Genomic DNA, 16042 nt, shown 5'->3' on the forward strand with positions numbered 1-16042 from the left:
GCGGTCAGCGGGGCGGGGCCTGCGCGGCCGGGGTGTCCACGCCCCCGCGGGAGGCGCGCCGCTCCGTCGCCCAGTAGGCGAGCCCGATCAGGGGCAGGGCGGCGCCCAGGACGCTGAGCGCCGTCCAGCCGGCCGCGTGGTAGGCCAGCGACCCGAGCTGCGACCCGAGCGCGCCGCCCACGAAGAAGATGGCGATGAAGGCGCTGTTCAGCCGCGACCGCGCGGCGGCGTCGAGTTGGTACACGGTGTGCTGCCCGAGGATGAGCGTGGTCTGCACGGCCATGTCGATCAGGATCGCGGCGATGGCGACGAGGATGATGCTGTGCTGCCCGAAGCCCGCCACGGCGAAGGCCGCGGCCGCCACGCCGAAGGCGATCCCCGTGAACGGGCGTGTGAGGCCGCGGTCCGCCCAGCGGCCGGCCAGCGGAGCCACCGCGGCACCCGCGGCGCCCACGAGCGCGAAGACCGCGACGCCGATCTGCGAGTAGTGGAAGGGGCCGGTGAGCAGGAAGGACACGGTGGTCCAGAAGGCGCTGAAGGCACCGAACAGGGCCGCCTGGTACAGACCCCGGCGCCGCAACGCCGGATGCGTCCGCACCAGTCGCGCCGTCGAGCGCAGGACCTGGGAGTAGGGCAGGGAGGTCGTCGGGGCGTGCTGCGGCAGGGCGGCCCGCAGTGCCAGGGCCAGGAGGGCCATCAGGACCGCGGAGCCGAGGTAGACGTAACGCCAGCCCGCGACGTCGGAGACCAGGCTGCTGACGGTGCGGGACAGCAGGATCCCGGCGAGCAGTCCGCTCATCACCCGGCCGACGATGCGGCCGCGGGCGTGGTCGGGCGCCAGGCCCGCCGCGAACGGCACCAGGATCTGCGCGACGACGGAGGTGGCGCCGCTGACCAGGGACGCGACGAGCAGCACCGGGAAGCTCGTGGCGAGGCCCGCCACCGCCAGGGCGACCGTGGTGACGGCGAGCAACGCGGTGACCAGCCGGCGCTTCTCCAGCCGGTCGCCGAGCGGGACGAGGAAGATCATGCCGGCCACGTAGCCGATCTGGGTGAGCGTGATCAGCGCGCCGGCCTCCGCCGGGCCGAGGTGGAAGGCCCGGCTCAGAGACGACAGCAGCGGCTGGGCGTAGTAGAGGTTGGCGACGGTCATCCCGGAGGCGACGGCCAGCAGCCCGACCAGCCATCCGGGAACGCCGTGGGCGGCCCCTAGGGGTGCCGGGCGCCGCGGGGACCGGGTCATGCGGAGAGTGGGCACGAGGTCCTTCTCGTGGAGGGAACCGGCGGTGCGGTTCGGGTGGGCACAGTGGTGACGGAGCAACTCCTCGCGCTGCCCTGTCGCATGCTGCAGCGCCCGCACCAGACGATTGCTTCCCCCGTGATGGAGATGAATCCGGATGGCTGCCATCTCGATGAGAGATGACTGCAGAGATGACGGCGTTCACCGCCGGGCGGGGGAGTCCTCGTGCGGTGTGACCTCGAGGACCTCGACGGCCTCCGGCACCTGATCGGCGAAGGCGTCAGGCCGCAGCAGCCGGCGGAGCGTGGTGACCACGGGTTCGGTGTAGCGGGCCGCCAGGGGCCCGACGACGACCAGGATCAGGACGTACGCCGTGGCGAGGGGCCCGATGCGAGGCTGCGTGGCGACGGCCAGGCCCGCTATGACGATCGAGAACTCCCCGCGCGCGACGAGCGCGCCACCCGCCCGCAGCCGGCCCCGCGGATGGATACCCGCCCGCCGGGCGGCGTACCAACCGGTGACGATCTTGGTTCCGGTGGTGACCAGCGCCAGGGCCAGCGCCGGGAGTAGCACGGGCGGAATGGCCGCCGGATCGGTGGACAGTCCGAAGAACACGAAGAAGACGGCCGCGAACAGATCGCGCAGCGGCGTCAGCAGACGCCCCGCGCCCTCCGCGACCTCACCCGACAGGGCGATGCCCACCAGGAAGGCCCCGACGGCAGCCGACACCTGCAGCTTCTGGGTGATGCCCGCCACCACCAGCGCCAGCCCGAGCACGACCAGCAGCAGCATCTCGGGGTTGTCCGACGACACGGCCTTGCTGAGCAGCCGTCCGTGGCGCAACGCCAGGTACAGCACCGTGCCCACGGTGCCGAGGGCGATCGCCAGTGTCACGCCGCCGGCCGCCAGGCCCAGGCCCGCCAGCAAGGTCGTCAGCAGCGGCAGGTAGACCGCCATGGCCAGGTCCTCGATGACGAGGACGCCCAGCACCACGGGCGTCTCGCGGTTGCCGAGCCGGCCGAGGTCCGTGAGCACCTTCGCGATGACACCCGAGGAGGAGACCCAGGTGACCCCGGCCAGCGCGACGGCGGCCACCGGCCCCCACCCCAGCAACAGCGCCGCCACCGCACCGGGCACCGCGTTGAGGACGAAGTCCACGGCCCCCGACGGGTATTGGGCGCGCAGATTCGTGACCAGTTCCGAGGCGCTGTACTCCAGCCCGAGCAGCAGGAGCAGCAGGATCACCCCGATCTCGGCCCCCACGGAGATGAAGTCCTCGCTCGCCGACAGCGGCACGACGCCGCCGTGCCCGAAGGCCAGACCGGCCAGCAGGTAGAGCGGGACGGGCGAGAGCCCGATCCGGCCCGCGAAACGCCCGATGAGGCCCAGCCCGAGGATGACGGCGCCGAGCTCGATGAGCAGCGCGGTGGTGTCGTGCATCGTCACTGCCCCGCCACGATCGCGGCCAGCGCGTCCACGCCCTCACGGGTGCCGACCACCACGAGCGTGTCCCCGATCGCCAGCCGGAACTCCGGCCCGGGGGAGGGGTGCGCACTCGTCCGCCGCATCACCGCCACGACGGAGGCCCCCGTCAGCGTTCGGGCCCGGGTGTCACCCAGCGGCCGACCCGCGTACGGCGACCTCGAGCCCACCGGGATCTGCTCGGTGACCAGCCCGATGCCCTCCGTGCGCACCGCCTCGAGCGGCGTCGGGTCGAGCAACCGCGCAAGCCCGGCGGCCTCGTCGGCCTCCAACGGTACCGACATCCCGCACGCGTCGGGATCGTCGGCCTCGTAGAAACCCAGGAACCTCCGCCCGTCCTGGTGGACCACCACCGACAGGTTCCGCCCGGTGCGCGTGGTCACGTCGTACTGCGTCCCGATGCCCGGAAGGGTCGTCCGGCGTATGGGCACTGCTGTCTCCCAGACAAGTCCGCATCTCCCACGCCGGCCAGGGCCGCCGACCGCCATCACTGCCGGCGGGGCGCCCTCGGCCTGCGACTTTTACGTGCGTATTACGTTCAACCGGACGGTTCTATTCCGGTCGGCGAGCGGGGCGGGCCGTTGCCGGGACGGATGCGGCGGCCGGGCGGGCCTGCGGGATCCGGTCACTCCTCGCCGGAGAACCGTTCCCAGGCGGACTGGCGGGTGATCCCGAGGGATGCGCCGATCCGGGTCCAGGTGACGCCGCGGCGCCGCAGTTCCTGCACCCATGAGCGCGTCGGCCCGGTCGCACACTTCGCCGCCCTGCGGGTACTCCTTCCGGCCCCGGCGCCCGACGAGGGGCCGCCCGTGCGGTCGGCTTGCGGATGCGCTGTGACGGGGCCGGTGTCAGAGTCGGGAGCGACCGTGGATCCCCGAAGGGCTGTCCTTCCGCTGCCGTGGGGACGTTCTCCGATCGGGCGCGGGCCTTCGAGGCTGTCAAGGCCAGCAACGGTCGCCAGCGGGAGCCGCCTCCGCGTGCGGAGCGCGGCCGTCAGGGACATCGACCGAGAGGCCGACGTGGAAAGCTCGGATGCGGGAGCAGACACCGAGGTGGTGGAAGCGGTCGAGGCCGAACTGTCCGCCTACATGGCGGAGCGGGGCCTCACCGCATCGGATGCCCTGCCCGCGGACGCCGCTCTGGCCGGTGTCCTGACCGAGTTCGTCTCGCGGGGCGGGGCCCGGCTGCGTGCACGGTGCGTGTGGTGGGGGTGGCTCGCCGCAGGCGGGCCCACTTCCGGGGACGCCGCCCGGCTGCCGGTCCGGCTGGGCGCGGCGCTGGAACTGCTGCAGGCCTGCGCGCTGATCCACGACGACGTGATGGACCGTTCGGAGACACGCCGCGGCGGCCCCGCTGTGCACGCCCACTTCACCGAGGCGCACCGCCGGGCGGGCTGGTCCGGAGACGCGGCGGCCTACGGTTTCGCGCAAGCCGTGCTCGCCGGGGACCTGGCCCTGGTGTGGGCCGAGGACCTGCTCAGAACGGTTCCGATGGACACCGCCGTGCGGCGGCGGGTCGAAGGACTGTGGCAGTCCATGCGTGCGGAGATGGTGGCGGGCCAGCACCTCGACCTCCGCCTGCAGGCGGAGCGCTCCGACGACCCGCAGGCGGCGCTGCGCACCGCCGAACTGAAGTCCGCCCTTTACAGCGTCGCCCGTCCACTGGCCGTGGGCGCCGTGTCCGCCGGCGCGGACGACCGCACCATCGAGGTTCTGCACGAGTTCGGCCGCCGGACCGGCCTGGCCTTCCAGCTCCGCGACGACCTGATGGGCGTCTACGGGGATCCAGTGGAGATGGGCAAGCCGTCGGGCGACGACATCCGCTCGGGAAAGCTCACCTACCTGACCGCCCTGGCGGTGCAACTGGCGCGGCGGTCCGGTTCGCCCGGGGGCGAGGCTCGTGTCCGCGCCACGCTCGGCAACCCCCTTGCGGACGAGACTGAGCTGAAGGCCTTTCGCGGGCTGTTGAGGGACCTGGGCGCGGTGCAGGCGGTGGAGGCGCGGATCGCGGCGCTGACCGACGAGGCCGCCGCTCTCCTCACGACCGGGCGCCTCGCGCCGCAGGGCGTCCGCCCTCTGGCCGGGCTGGCCCGCCGCATCGGCGCGGCGGCCGTCGCATGATCCCCACCACGGTCCATCGGACCCCCGTACGTGAGGGCAGCCGCCGATGAGGACCGTTCAGGGGCGCACAGACCATGTGGTCGTCGTGGGCGCGGGCCTTTCCGGACTGGCCGCCGCCCTGCACCTGCTGGGAGCGGGCCGCAGGGTGACCGTTATGGAACGCTCCGGCGGACCCGGGGGGCGCGCCGGTCTGCTCGAGCTCCAGGGCTACCGCATCGACACCGGCCCTACGGTACTGACCATGCCCGACCTGCTGGAGGAGGCGTTCGCAGCCACCGGCGGCTCCCTCGCCTCACGGGTGGAACTGCGGGCGCTGCACCCCGCCTACCGTGCCGGGTTCGCCGACGGCTCCGCCCTCGACGTCCACACCGACCCGGAGGCGATGGAGGCCGAGGTCGCCCGGTTCGCGGGCGGCCGGGAGGCACTGGGGTACCGGCGGCTGAGGTCCTGGCTCGGTGAGTTGTACCGAATTCAGATGCGCAGCTTCATCGACGTCAACTTCGACTCGCCCCTGTCCCTTCTCACCCCCGACCTGGCCCGGCTGGCGGCGCTCGGCGGATTCGGCAGACTCCAGTCCCGCATCGCGCGCTTCGTCACGGACGAGCGCCTGCAGCGCGTGTTCACCTTCCAGGCCCTGTACGCCGGGGTGGCACCCGCCCGGGCCCTGGCCGCCTACGCCGTCATCGCCTACATGGACACCGTCGGCGGGGTGTACTTCCCGCGCGGCGGCATGCACGCCGTCGCCCGCGGGCTCGCGGCCGAGGCCACCGACGCGGGAGCAGCGCTCCGCTACGGGAGCGAGGTCGCGGCCCTGGAACGCGGTCCCGGCGGCCGGGTGACGGCCGTGCTCACCGGCGAGGGCGAACGGATCCCCTGTGACGCCGTGGTCCTCACGCCCGACCTGCCGGTGGTGTACCGGCTCCTGGGACGCGTCCCCCGCCGCCCGGTGGGCCTGTCCTGGTCCCCCTCCGCCTTCGTCCTGCACGCCGGAACCCGGCGCACCTGGCCGCAGCTGGCGCACCACACTCTCTCCTTCGGCGATGCCTGGGGGAGCACCTTCGACGAACTGACCCGACTGGGACGCCTCATGAGCGACCCCTCCCTCCTCATCACCCGTCCCACCACCACCGACCCCTGCCTCGCGCCCGAGGGCCGGCACCTGCACTACGTCCTCGCCCCGTGCCCCAATCTGGCCACCGGTCGCGTCGACTGGAGCCAGGCGGCCCCCGCCTACCGGGACCGCCTGATGCGCGACCTCGAGAAACGCGGACTCGAGGGGTTCGAGGCATCCGTCGAGACCCTGCGCACCATGTCGCCCGCCGACTGGGCCGCGGCAGGGCACGCAGCCGGAACGCCCTTCTCGGCCGCCCACACCTTCGCGCAGACCGGCCCCTTCCGCTCCCGCAACCTGGTCCGCGGCGCCGAGAACGTCGTCCTCGCCGGCTGCGGCACCGTTCCCGGCGTCGGAGTGCCCACCGTACTGATCTCCGGGAAGCTCGCCGCCGCCCGGGTCGCGGGGGACCGCGCGGTGGCACGACGGCGATCACGAAGGAGCGTCCTGTGACCGCCCGCGAACTCGACGCCGCCGGGATCACCGAGGCCTCGACGCGCGCCGCCTACACGCGCTGCCGGGCGTTGAACGCACGACACGGCAAGACCTACTTCCTGGCCACCCGGCTGCTCACCCCGGACCGCCGCCCCTTCGTCCACGCCCTCTACGGCTTCGCCCGGTGGGCGGACGACATCGTCGACGCCGGCACCGGCACCGGCCCCGCCGGTGCCGCGCCCGCGACCCGGAAGCGGGCACTGGCGGACCTGGAGACGGTACTGCTGGACGGCCTTCGCAGGGGCCGGGCGGACCATCCGGTGGTCACCGCGCTCTCCGACACCGTCCGCCGGCACCGGCTCGACCACGCGCTGTTCACCGACTTCATGGCCTCCATGCGGATGGATCTGACGGTCACCGCGTATCCCACGTACGCCGACCTGGCCGGCTACATGCACGGCTCGGCCGCGGTGATCGGCCTGCAGGTGCTGCCGGTGCTGGGCACGGTCACCCCCAGGGAGGAGGCCGAGCCCGCGGCCGCGGCCCTGGGGGTCGCCTTCCAGCTCACCAACTTTCTGCGCGACGTCGGGGAGGACCTCGACCGCGGCCGTGTCTACATCCCGGGGGACCTCCTGGCCGCCCACGGGGCCGATCGCGCCCTGCTGACCTGGTGTCGCAGGCGCGGCACCACCGACCCGCGGGTCCGCGGCGCCCTGCGCGAGACCGCCGCCCTCACCCGCGAGATCTACCGGCGGGCCGCCCAGGGCATCCCCATGCTCGCGCCCGTCTCACGCCCCTGCGTCCGAACGGCCCTGGTGCTCTACCGCGGCATCCTCGACGAGATCGAGGCCGCCGGCTACCCGGTGCTCCACCGCCGCGTGGCCGTGCCCCGGCGCCGCCGCGTCCACGAAGCCGCCCGCGGACTCGCCGGCGTCGTCTCGAGCCGCGTCTCCCACCGCGCGCGCCCTTGGCGTATGTCGTGCGATGCCGCGTCCGACACGACCGAGGAGTCGACCGCATGAGCCGCTCCGGCCGTCCGTTCCATCCGCTGGCCCTGCTCGCCGGCGGCAGGTGGGAGGATCAGCGACCCACCTGGCGGGATGCCAGGCCCGCCCTCATCGCGTCCGCACTGAAACGTGCCCAGGCGCGCCCGTCCGGCAACTGGTACGTCGTGGCCGCAAGCACCGAGGTCGTCGGGCGCCGCGTCACGGGGAAGGAAGTGGCCGGCCTCGAAGTGGTGCTGTGGCGCGACCGGCGGGGACGGGTCCGAGCCGCCCCGGGCGCCTGCCCGCACCTGGGCGCTCCGCTGTGCGAAAGCCCCGTGCGGGACGGCACGATCGTCTGCCACTGGCACGGCCTCGCGCTGAAGCCCTCGGGGCACCCGGGATGGGACCCCTACCCGGCCCACGACGACGGCCTCCTGGTGTGGGTGCGGCTGGACGCCGTCGGTGGTGAGGAACCCACACCGGCGCCGGCGGTTCCGGCACGGCCCGCCCCCGGAGCGTCACTGGCGGCCGTCATGACGGTCACCGGGCAGTGCGAACCCGAGGACGTGGTCGCCAACCGGCTGGACCCGTGGCACGGAGCCTGGTTCCACCCGTACTCCTTCGCCGACCTCAGCGTCGTGGAGACACCTGCCGCCCACGATACGGATGCCTCCGGCCCTGGCGCGGACCGCTTCCTGGTCGATGTCTCCTTCCGGTTGCGCGGACGCCTCGGCGTTCCGGTGCGGGCCGAGTTCACCGCGCCCGGGCCGCGGGCCGTCGTGATGCGCATCGTCTCCGGCGAGGGGGCCACCAGCGTCGTCGAAACCCACGCGACACCGCTCGGCCCGGGCGGCGACGGACGGCCGCGGACCGCCGTGACCGAGGCCGTCGTCGCCCACTCACCTCGCCCCGGCTTCACCGTCGCCCGCCGGGCCGGCCCGCTGCTGCGGCCGTTGATGCGACGCGGCGCCGCCCGCCTGTGGCGCGACGACCTCGCCTACGCCGAGCGCCGCTACGCCCTGCGCAGCCAGGGCCGGTTCCCCGGCTGAGGCCCCGCCGCCGCGCGGCGGGCACGCCACCGACCGGCTCAACCCCGGCGTGCCAGGGCCCGCATGACGGCGTTCCGCCCATGTGGCGGAACCGACCACAGCGGGTGGCCGCGCACTCCCCAGGTGGCCAGGAGGGCGTTCGCCGCCTGTGTTCCCGTGGTGGCCGCGCGTTCCATCAGAGCGACCGGGAGCGCTGTGCGCACCTGGTCGCCGGCGAGCACCAGGCGGGGGTGGACCGTGCGTACGGTGGGCCGGTCCCGGTAGCCGCCGACCGGGAACAGGGGGCAGTCCTGCCGCCACACGTGGCGGGCGTCGACGACGGCCGCCCCGGCGCACTCGGGGTAGATCCGGGACAGTTCTCGCAGCATCGTGTCCTGCAGGGCGCTGCGGTCGGCTGCCGGGCCCACGGCGTAGGCGTGGAGTTCCACGACCGAGCCGCCGGTCGCCTTCGCCCACCGGGCAGCCTCTCCTTCCCAGTGGCTGAGGACGCTGACATTGTCCACCGGGCCGAAACCGCTGGTGCCCAGGAATCCAGGCCGGTCGGGCCGCACGGGTCGGTCCATCCAGTAGCGCGAGACCAAGAAGGGCGGCGCATGCCGGAGGCGTCCGACGCCTGCACGCCAACCGCCGCTTCCCACGTTGGGCGACGCCGCGACCACGGCCTGCAGGCCGGCCGTGTCCACGGCGAGCACGACCGCGTCGTACCTGTGTTCCTCCGGTGTCCGTGACGCTCCGGGGGCGGTGACCGCCAGCCGGAAGCCGTCGGCGTCGGGGCGCAGTGCCTGGACGGTGCAGCCGGTGCGGACGGTGGCCCCCAGACCGGACAGGTAACCGGTGAGCGGGTCCCAGAGCGCCTGCGGGTACGGCTCGCGGGGCACGTCGAACAGCAGTCCCTCGGAGGATCCCAGGAAATAGATGTGGAACATCAGGGCCAGCTCCGCGGCGGACAGCTCCTTCGGATCGGCGAAGAAGCTGCGGGAGAACACCTCGAACGCCAGGTCCCGGGCGTCGTCCGGGAAGCGGATGTCGTCCAGGAAGGCGCCGGCGCTGACCTGGTCGAGCCGCTCGTACACGTCCGGGACGCGCACGTCCAGCAGGGGCAGGGCGGCCCGCGGGTGCATGCGGGCCAGGCTCGACCAGCCGAAGGCGGGGCTGAGGGCGACGAAACCCAGCACGCTCCACGGCGGAGTGCGCGGCACGTTGCGAAAGCTGTCGTGGGCACCGGTGGCGCGCTGCAGCGGGTAGTCCGCCAGCGGTCGCAGACGGGCGAGACCCGGGTCCACCCGGCGGAGCAACGCGCGGAGGTTGTAGTACTGACGGAAGAACGCGTGGAAGCCGCGGCTCATCGTGACCCGCCGTCCGTCGGCCAGGGCGGTCGGCCATCCGGCGGCCCTGCCGCCGAGCACGTCCTCCCTCTCCAGCAGGTCGACACGTACGCCGCGCTCGGCGAGCGCGACGGCCGCCGCCACCCCGGCGATGCCTCCGCCCACCACGGCCGTGCTGGGGGCGGGCTGTGCCACCCGGGCGGTGCCGTCCCGTGCCGGCCACAGGACCGCCCTGCGGTCGCGGCCGGGACGCACCGCCCCGAACGGAGGGTTCAGGAGCATGCGGTCGCCTTTCGCCGTGGTACCAGCGGGAGTTCCAAGAGCGCGCGCAGCATGGCCGGCACCGGCGTGCCCAGGCCGATGGCCCATTCGTCCCGCAGGCCTGAGGTGCCGTCGAGGAAGCGCAGGACCCGCTCCGGGGGATTGCGCCGGAAAAGGGTTTCGAAGAAGGCGGCCCCACCGGCCCGGCCGGTCGCCAGGGCGCGCAGCATGACGGCGTCCATGAGGCGGTGGCGGGCCGCGTACGGCATCGGGGGTTGCGGGGTCAGTCCGGCGTGCCAGGACGCGGCGACCGCGGCCGACTGCCGCTGGATCGCGGCGAAGGCGTACCCCGTGGAGGGGCGGGTGGCACCACCGGCCACGCCGATCGGGAACACGCTCCGTCCCGCACGCCGGGGGAAGCGCCCGTCCGTCATGGGGATGACCCCCTGTTCGGCGGCGGTGACCTCGTAGGCGGCCGCCCGCCACGTGCGCAGGACGTAGTCCTCCAGTGCCGCGTCGTAGGCGGACTCCGTCAGCGGCGCGGCGGAGAATTCCGTGTACTCGACCAGCGCCTCGCGGGGAGAGAAAGGCAGCACGTACGCGAAGGACAGCCCCAGTGCGGGCTGGCGGGTGCGGAAGTCCATCAGATCGGCGACGCCGGGTTCGAAGTGGTCGGCACGTGTGGTGAGGAACCAGCCCCTGAAGTGCTGCAGCAGCGTGGTGCGGGCGGGCGGCAGCTCGCTCGGGGGCCGCGAGTCGAAGGCCCAGCGCGCGGACAACCGGACCGGACGGCCTGCCGCGTCGTGGCCGGTGGCCTCGGCACCTCCCGGCACGTCACGCACCACGTCCACGGTCGCCTCCACCCTCCGCACACCGGGCCGGCGGGCGAGCGCACCACCGACTTCGTGCAGGAAGTCGGCCGAACGGATCATCCGGTACGCGCGCGGGGACGTGAAGCAGACGCGGTGGCCGTCCCTGGCGGTGATCCGCAGCCGGTGCCAGCGGGCGGTGACCAGGCTGTCGAATGCGTCCCCCTCGTCCCCCCAGAAGCACCAGGTGCGTGCGGGAGAGCGCACGGGGGAACCCGTCGGGGGCTCGACGAGCACGATCGAGACGGGGAGGCCGTCCGGGCCCGGCGAGGCCGCCAGACGGTGCGCCAGTGACAGCCCGGCGGCGCCCGCGCCGACGATCAGGATGTCGACGGCACTCCGGGCGTCGGCCTCGGTCAAGGATCCTCCCGGACGGTGATTGGGTGCGGACCTTGAGGCGATGATCGCCGCTCCCGTGGCCGGAAGGGACCACGGCCGGGCCTGACACGCGGTTCTTGGGCCGTCCGTGGGTATGCGCCTGTGTGAGGTGCGCCCGGACGGCGGCGGGGGTGGAATGGGCACAGGCCGCACGTGGTGCGCTCGTCCCACTCCCTCCCGCGGCAGCCGAGGAGCACGTCATGCCCGTGATGCACGGTGCCGAACTCGCGTCCGCGTTCGATCACGCCGCCGCGCTGTACGACCGGATGGTCGCCGTCAATCCTGGCTATCACGCCCATCTGCGGCGATCGGCCCGGCGGCTGGGGCTTCGCGCCGGCGGGTCGGGGATGCGGCTGCTGGATGTGGGGTGCGGCACCGGTGCGTCCACCGCCGCCCTGCTCACCGCGGCCCCACGCGCCCGTATCACCGCGGTCGACTCCTCCGCGGGCATGCTCGAGGTGGCGGCCCGCAAGCGATGGGGCCGCGGAGTCAGGTTCGTGCACTGCCCGGCCGAGCGGCTCGCGGAAGCGGGGGTGGCCGGGCCCTACGACGCGGTGTTCGCCGCCTACCTCTTCCGCAACGTGGCCGACCCCGATCTGGTCCTCGCCGGGGTACGGGACTCGATGGCCCGGGGCGGCCGCGTCGCGATCCACGAGTACACCCTGAGCGGGCTGCCTCGCCATCGCGCGGTGTGGACGGCCGTGTGCCGGGGCTTGCTGCTGCCTGTCGCGTGCCTGACCGGGGACCGCTCCCTGTACGAGCATCTGTGGCGCAGCGTCCTCGAGTTCGACACCGCCGACGCCTTCGCCGCACGGATGCGGCGGGTGGGATTCACACAGGTCCGGGTCCTGCCCCTGCCCGGCTGGCAGACCGGCGTCGCGCACACCTTCGTGGCGCGCGCGCCGGCCACCGGGCTGAAGTGACGCCGTGCGGGGTCCCCGGCTCACGGTGAGCCGGGGACCCCGCCGGTTTCAGACGGACCTGCGTGCCGCGGACGCGCCGTTCGGTGAGCCGGTGATGGTGAACTGGGAGCCGGGCTCGATCAGTACGTCGCCCTGGGCCGAGTTCGTGATCGTGACGTCGGTCAGGGTGGCACTGCCGCGGGCGCCGCTCATCGCCAGGATGCCGGAGCCGTTCACGCAGTTGTCGATGCGGACGTCGGTGACCATGACGCCGGGCATGGAGCCGCCGCCCGTCTTGAACTGGACGCCGTCATAGGTCGAGTCGTGGATCTCGGTGTCCCGGATGGTCACGCCCGGGATGTCCGTGCCCTGGGCGAAGAGCGTGATGGCGCCGAACTCCTGCGCCTCGCCCCAGAACGCGCCGCCCGTGCGGTACAGGGCGTTGCCCGAGATGGTGGTCCGACCGGAGAAGGGGATCGGGTCGTGGTCGGTGGCGAGCATGATGCCCGGGTAGTTCATCGTGTCGGAGACGATGTTGTTCTCGATGGTGTTGCCGTAGCCGCCGTAGACCGCGATGCCGTTGGCGCGCCAGGGCAGCTGGACGGTGTTGTTCCGGAAGTGGTTGTCGTGGCCGACGTCGACGGAGGTGTCCTTGACGTACTTGCTGGCCCAGACCGCCAGCGCGTCGTCGCCGGTGTTGCGGAACGAGGAGTTGTGGACGGTGGAGTTGCGGGTGCCGTTGGCGAAGTTGATGCCGTCGGCGTAGGTGTTGCGGATCCGCACCCCCGAGAACTCCAGCCCGTCGCCGGGGCCCCACAGCTCGGGGATGTTGGAGTAGTCGCGGCCGGCCCAGACGCCGACGTTGGCGTGCTCGATCCACACGTTGGTGATCTTCGTGTCCTTGCCGAAGCGCCCGTTGAGGCCGACGCCGCCCTCGGCGTTGCCGTCGCCGCCGCGGATGGTGCCCGAGCCGAAGATGGCGATGTCGGAGATCTGGGTGTTGTGGTCGATGTCGAAGCCGAAGTTGCCCTCGTGGGGGTGGTTGATGCCCCCCGCGTTCTGCGGCGGGGTCAGGGTGTAGAGCTGGGAGTGCCACATGCCCGCGCCGCGGATGGTGACGTCCCGGATGCCGACCTGGTTGTACTGGCCGCGGTTGAGAGGGTCGTCGGTGAGGATCTTCTGCTCCTGCCGCCACTGCCCGGCCGGGATCCACACGCAGGAGATCTGCCCGTTCTGGTCGGCCGTGACCGCCCGCTGGATGGCGTCGGTGTCGTCGAGTCCGTCGCCGGGGACGGCCCCGTACTCGGTGATCGAGGTGCAGTTGGCCGGCTTGTCCGCCGCGGGCGCGACCTGCTCCAGGTCGATCAGGTCGATGACGTAGTAGGCCGCCGAGTCGCCCGCGTCGCGCTGCAGACGGAACGTCGTGCCCTGCGGGTAGGTGCGCGACAGCAGCGCGTGCGACTCGTCGAACAGCCGCCGCGCGTCGCCGCCGGGCCGGTTGGTCAGGCCTTCCGGGTCGTCGGTGCTGCCGTACAGCCAGCTGTGCTTGGACGAGAGGTTCAGCTTCTGCACGAACGTGCCGTCGGCGTAGAGGCTGATCGTGGCGTCGGCTCCGCCGCCGCCCGGGGCGTCGGGGATGGAGTTGCGTACCACGATGGAGTTGGTGGACGTGGTGGAGGTGAACTCGACGTACTGGCCGCCGGAGTCCAGCCGGACGGACTTGCGGCCGGAGGACTCGGTCGCGAAGTTCGTGTGCCCGAAGGTCCGCTTGGCGTCGGCTGTGAGCAGGGTGCCCTGGTAGCGGCCGTTCTCGGCCTCGTACTCGGTGTACGGCACGGCCGCGCCGCGTCCGACGACCAGGGACTTGGCGAGCACGTTGTTGTTCTCGTCGGTCTCGGAGACGACTCCGGTGGCGTCCGCGGTGGCCGTGAGGGTGGCGCCGCCCGCGGTCGCCGTCCAGGTGCCGCTGATCGCGACGTTCACCGTCGCGTCGGCCGCGACCTGGCCGGTGGTGCCGCTCAGCGTGGTGGAGCCGGCCTGCAGCCGGGTCACCGAACCCGCGGCCGCGGCCGTCGTGCCGCGGTTGTGCACGGCGACGGTGAAGGAGACCGGCGCGCCCACCGCGGGGTTCGCCGGGCTGGGGGTGATGCCGGTGACCTCCAGGTCGGGCCCGGGAGCCTGGCTGACGACCAGCCGGTCCGCGGCGTTGCGGCTGTTGTTGCTGTCGTCCAGCTCGGCCACGGCGTCGCGCGGGTCGACGACCGCGGAGACGGCGTAACTGCCCGCCGCGCGGGTCCCGGTGGAGACGGCGACGGTGGCCGACTCGCCCGGTTCGAGGGCGGGCACCGGGGCGGACCCGGCGACCGTGCCCTCGACGCTCACGTCCACGGTCGTCGCCGCGGAGCGTGCGGTGCCGCCGTTGCGGACCCCGGCGTTCACGGTGACCGCGTCCCGCTCGGAGGGGGCGGCCGGGGACCAGCCCAGGCCCGTGACGGTGAGGTCGGGGGCGGGAGCGGCGGTGCCGACGACCTGGAACTCCGCCACCTGACCGCCGGGCGCGCCGGAGTTGGCGAAGAACCGCAGCCGTACGTCCTCCCAGCGTCCGCTGACCGGAATGGTCACCGAGTTGCCCGTGCCCGGGCTGAAGGAGTAGTCGTCGCGGTCGCGCAGCGAGGTGAAGCTGGTCGTGGACGGCGCACGCCCCAGCACCTGGATGGCCTGGGTACGGGCGGCCCACACCGGGTCGGGGTTGAGCTTGACCACGACACCGGTGACGTCGGCGGCCGAGCCGAGTTCGACGGTGAGGTCGGCGGGGTGACCGGCCGCCTCCCAGTAGGTGGAAGTGGAGTCGTCGGTGGCGTTGGCGGCCACATAGGTATGCACCGACGAGGTGGCCTCGACCGGCTTGTTGCGCGCCAGGTTGGTTCCGGTGGGCGGCGGCTCGTTCCCGCCGCCCTCCTCGCCGTACACCTCCAGCTCGGACAACTGCGCGGCGTTCCAGCCGGTATTGCCGGTGACGTTGACACGGACGTAGCGGGCGTCGGCGGGCGAGGTCAGGTCCACGGTGACGGTGTTGGCCTGCGCAGGGTTGAACACCCGTCCGGCAGAGGCGGCCAGCGCGCCGAACGAGGAGCCGTTGGTGCTGCCCTGCAGGGAGAGCGTCTGCGTCCGGGTCTCCCACCCGGAGGGCAGCTTGAGCACGACGCGGTCGACGCTGCGGGTCGCGCCGAGGTCGACCTGCACCCACTGGGGGAAGGAGCCGGCCGGGCCCTCCCAGTAGGAGGCCTGGGTGCCGTCGGTGGTGTTCCCGGCCGGGTACTCGCCGTGGGAGCCGCCCGCGGTGGCGGGCCGGCCGAGCGCGAGGTTGACGTCGGCGGCGGCGTTGGCCGTGGGGGCCGCCTGGGCGGTGGCGGACATCGGTGACAGCGCGAGGGTCATGAGCCCGGACAGTACGGCGGCGGACAGCGACCGCCGGCCGAGGGGTCTCCAACGCATGGGGTCCTCATTCCGTGGGGGGCGGGGCGCGCGGCAGGCGGGCGAGGAGGAACCAGGGGGAGCAGGGGAAGCAGGGACCGAACGGGACCGTCCCGACATGGGAGCCGGCCATGCACGCCAATTGAGTCATGCAGTCAACTTCTTGCGGAAAGCGCGTCATTAGGTTTCTCGGACGTCTCTGGTTTGTCAACGGCACGTAATCCACAGCCAGTTGCCGTCGAGCTGTGTTTGCGTCACTTGCGGAGCGCTTGCGTGTGCCGGGCCGCGTGCCGTGCCGGTGAAAGGCCTGGCAGGTCCTATCGAAAGGTCGTCGGGTGAGCCGGTGCCGTCGCAACGAATGATCGAATGCAGCGCAATTTATTGAGTAACTCTGCGCAAGATCAACGGCG

The 16042-nt window shown here is 72.9% G+C and carries 11 protein-coding genes; 5 read left to right on the forward strand and 6 right to left on the reverse strand.

The features are described 5' to 3' along the window. Positions 1-4: 4 nt before the first annotated feature. From AC3EUJ_RS18175 to AC3EUJ_RS18185, 3 genes are all read right to left on the reverse strand, one after another. Positions 5-1258 carry an MFS transporter gene (locus AC3EUJ_RS18175; RefSeq protein ID WP_431962512.1) on the reverse strand — a complete coding sequence of 418 codons (1254 nt, stop codon included), beginning with the start codon at positions 1256-1258 and terminating at the stop codon, positions 5-7. Between the two features lie 183 nt (positions 1259-1441). Continuing rightward, positions 1442-2680 carry a cation:proton antiporter gene (locus AC3EUJ_RS18180; protein WP_431962554.1) on the reverse strand — a complete coding sequence of 413 codons (1239 nt, stop codon included), beginning with the start codon at positions 2678-2680 and terminating at the stop codon, positions 1442-1444. A 2-nt stretch (positions 2681-2682) separates the two neighbouring features. Next, positions 2683-3153, reverse strand: coding sequence for a cation:proton antiporter regulatory subunit (locus AC3EUJ_RS18185; protein WP_431962514.1), 471 nt, complete (start codon positions 3151-3153; stop codon positions 2683-2685). Between the two features lie 588 nt (positions 3154-3741). On the opposite strand from AC3EUJ_RS18185, the gene AC3EUJ_RS18190 reads away from it, so the two are divergent. From AC3EUJ_RS18190 to AC3EUJ_RS18205, 4 genes are read left to right on the forward strand one after another with little or no spacing between them, the layout of a single operon-like run. After that, entirely contained in the window at positions 3742-4842 is a 1101-nt protein-coding gene (locus AC3EUJ_RS18190) for a polyprenyl synthetase family protein (protein WP_431962516.1), read from the forward strand. A gap of 46 nt (positions 4843-4888) precedes the next feature. After that, positions 4889-6406, forward strand: coding sequence for a phytoene desaturase family protein (crtI, locus tag AC3EUJ_RS18195; RefSeq protein ID WP_431962518.1), 1518 nt, complete (start codon positions 4889-4891; stop codon positions 6404-6406). Then, on the forward strand, positions 6403-7410 hold the full coding sequence (locus tag AC3EUJ_RS18200) for a phytoene/squalene synthase family protein (RefSeq protein ID WP_431962520.1): 1008 nt from the start codon (positions 6403-6405) through the stop codon (positions 7408-7410). Before crtI ends, AC3EUJ_RS18200 begins: the two co-directional genes overlap by 4 nt. Then, positions 7407-8423, forward strand: a complete 1017-nt coding sequence (locus AC3EUJ_RS18205; protein ID WP_431962522.1) for a Rieske (2Fe-2S) protein — start codon at positions 7407-7409, stop codon at positions 8421-8423. The genes AC3EUJ_RS18200 and AC3EUJ_RS18205 overlap by 4 nt, the downstream gene beginning before the upstream one ends. 38 nt (positions 8424-8461) lie before the next feature. Here the strand turns inward: AC3EUJ_RS18205 and AC3EUJ_RS18210 are convergent, their stop codons facing one another. Together AC3EUJ_RS18210 and AC3EUJ_RS18215 are read right to left on the reverse strand one after the other, a co-directional pair. Next, positions 8462-10030 carry an FAD-dependent oxidoreductase gene (locus AC3EUJ_RS18210; RefSeq protein WP_431962524.1) on the reverse strand — a complete coding sequence of 523 codons (1569 nt, stop codon included), beginning with the start codon at positions 10028-10030 and terminating at the stop codon, positions 8462-8464. Next, entirely contained in the window at positions 10021-11238 is a 1218-nt protein-coding gene (locus AC3EUJ_RS18215; protein ID WP_431962526.1) for a lycopene cyclase family protein, read from the reverse strand. The genes AC3EUJ_RS18210 and AC3EUJ_RS18215 overlap by 10 nt, the downstream gene beginning before the upstream one ends. Positions 11239-11456: 218 nt before the next feature. Here AC3EUJ_RS18215 and AC3EUJ_RS18220 point away from each other — a divergent pair, with 218 nt between their 5' ends. After that, positions 11457-12179 carry a class I SAM-dependent methyltransferase gene (locus tag AC3EUJ_RS18220; RefSeq protein ID WP_431962528.1) on the forward strand — a complete coding sequence of 241 codons (723 nt, stop codon included), beginning with the start codon at positions 11457-11459 and terminating at the stop codon, positions 12177-12179. 48 nt (positions 12180-12227) lie between these two features. On the opposite strand, the gene AC3EUJ_RS18225 is transcribed toward AC3EUJ_RS18220, so the two are convergent. Beyond that, positions 12228-15653, reverse strand: coding sequence for a CARDB domain-containing protein (locus AC3EUJ_RS18225; RefSeq protein ID WP_431962530.1), 3426 nt, complete (start codon positions 15651-15653; stop codon positions 12228-12230). Positions 15654-16042 lie beyond the last annotated feature (389 nt).

Source organism: Actinacidiphila sp. bgisy160, from assembly GCF_057707815.1.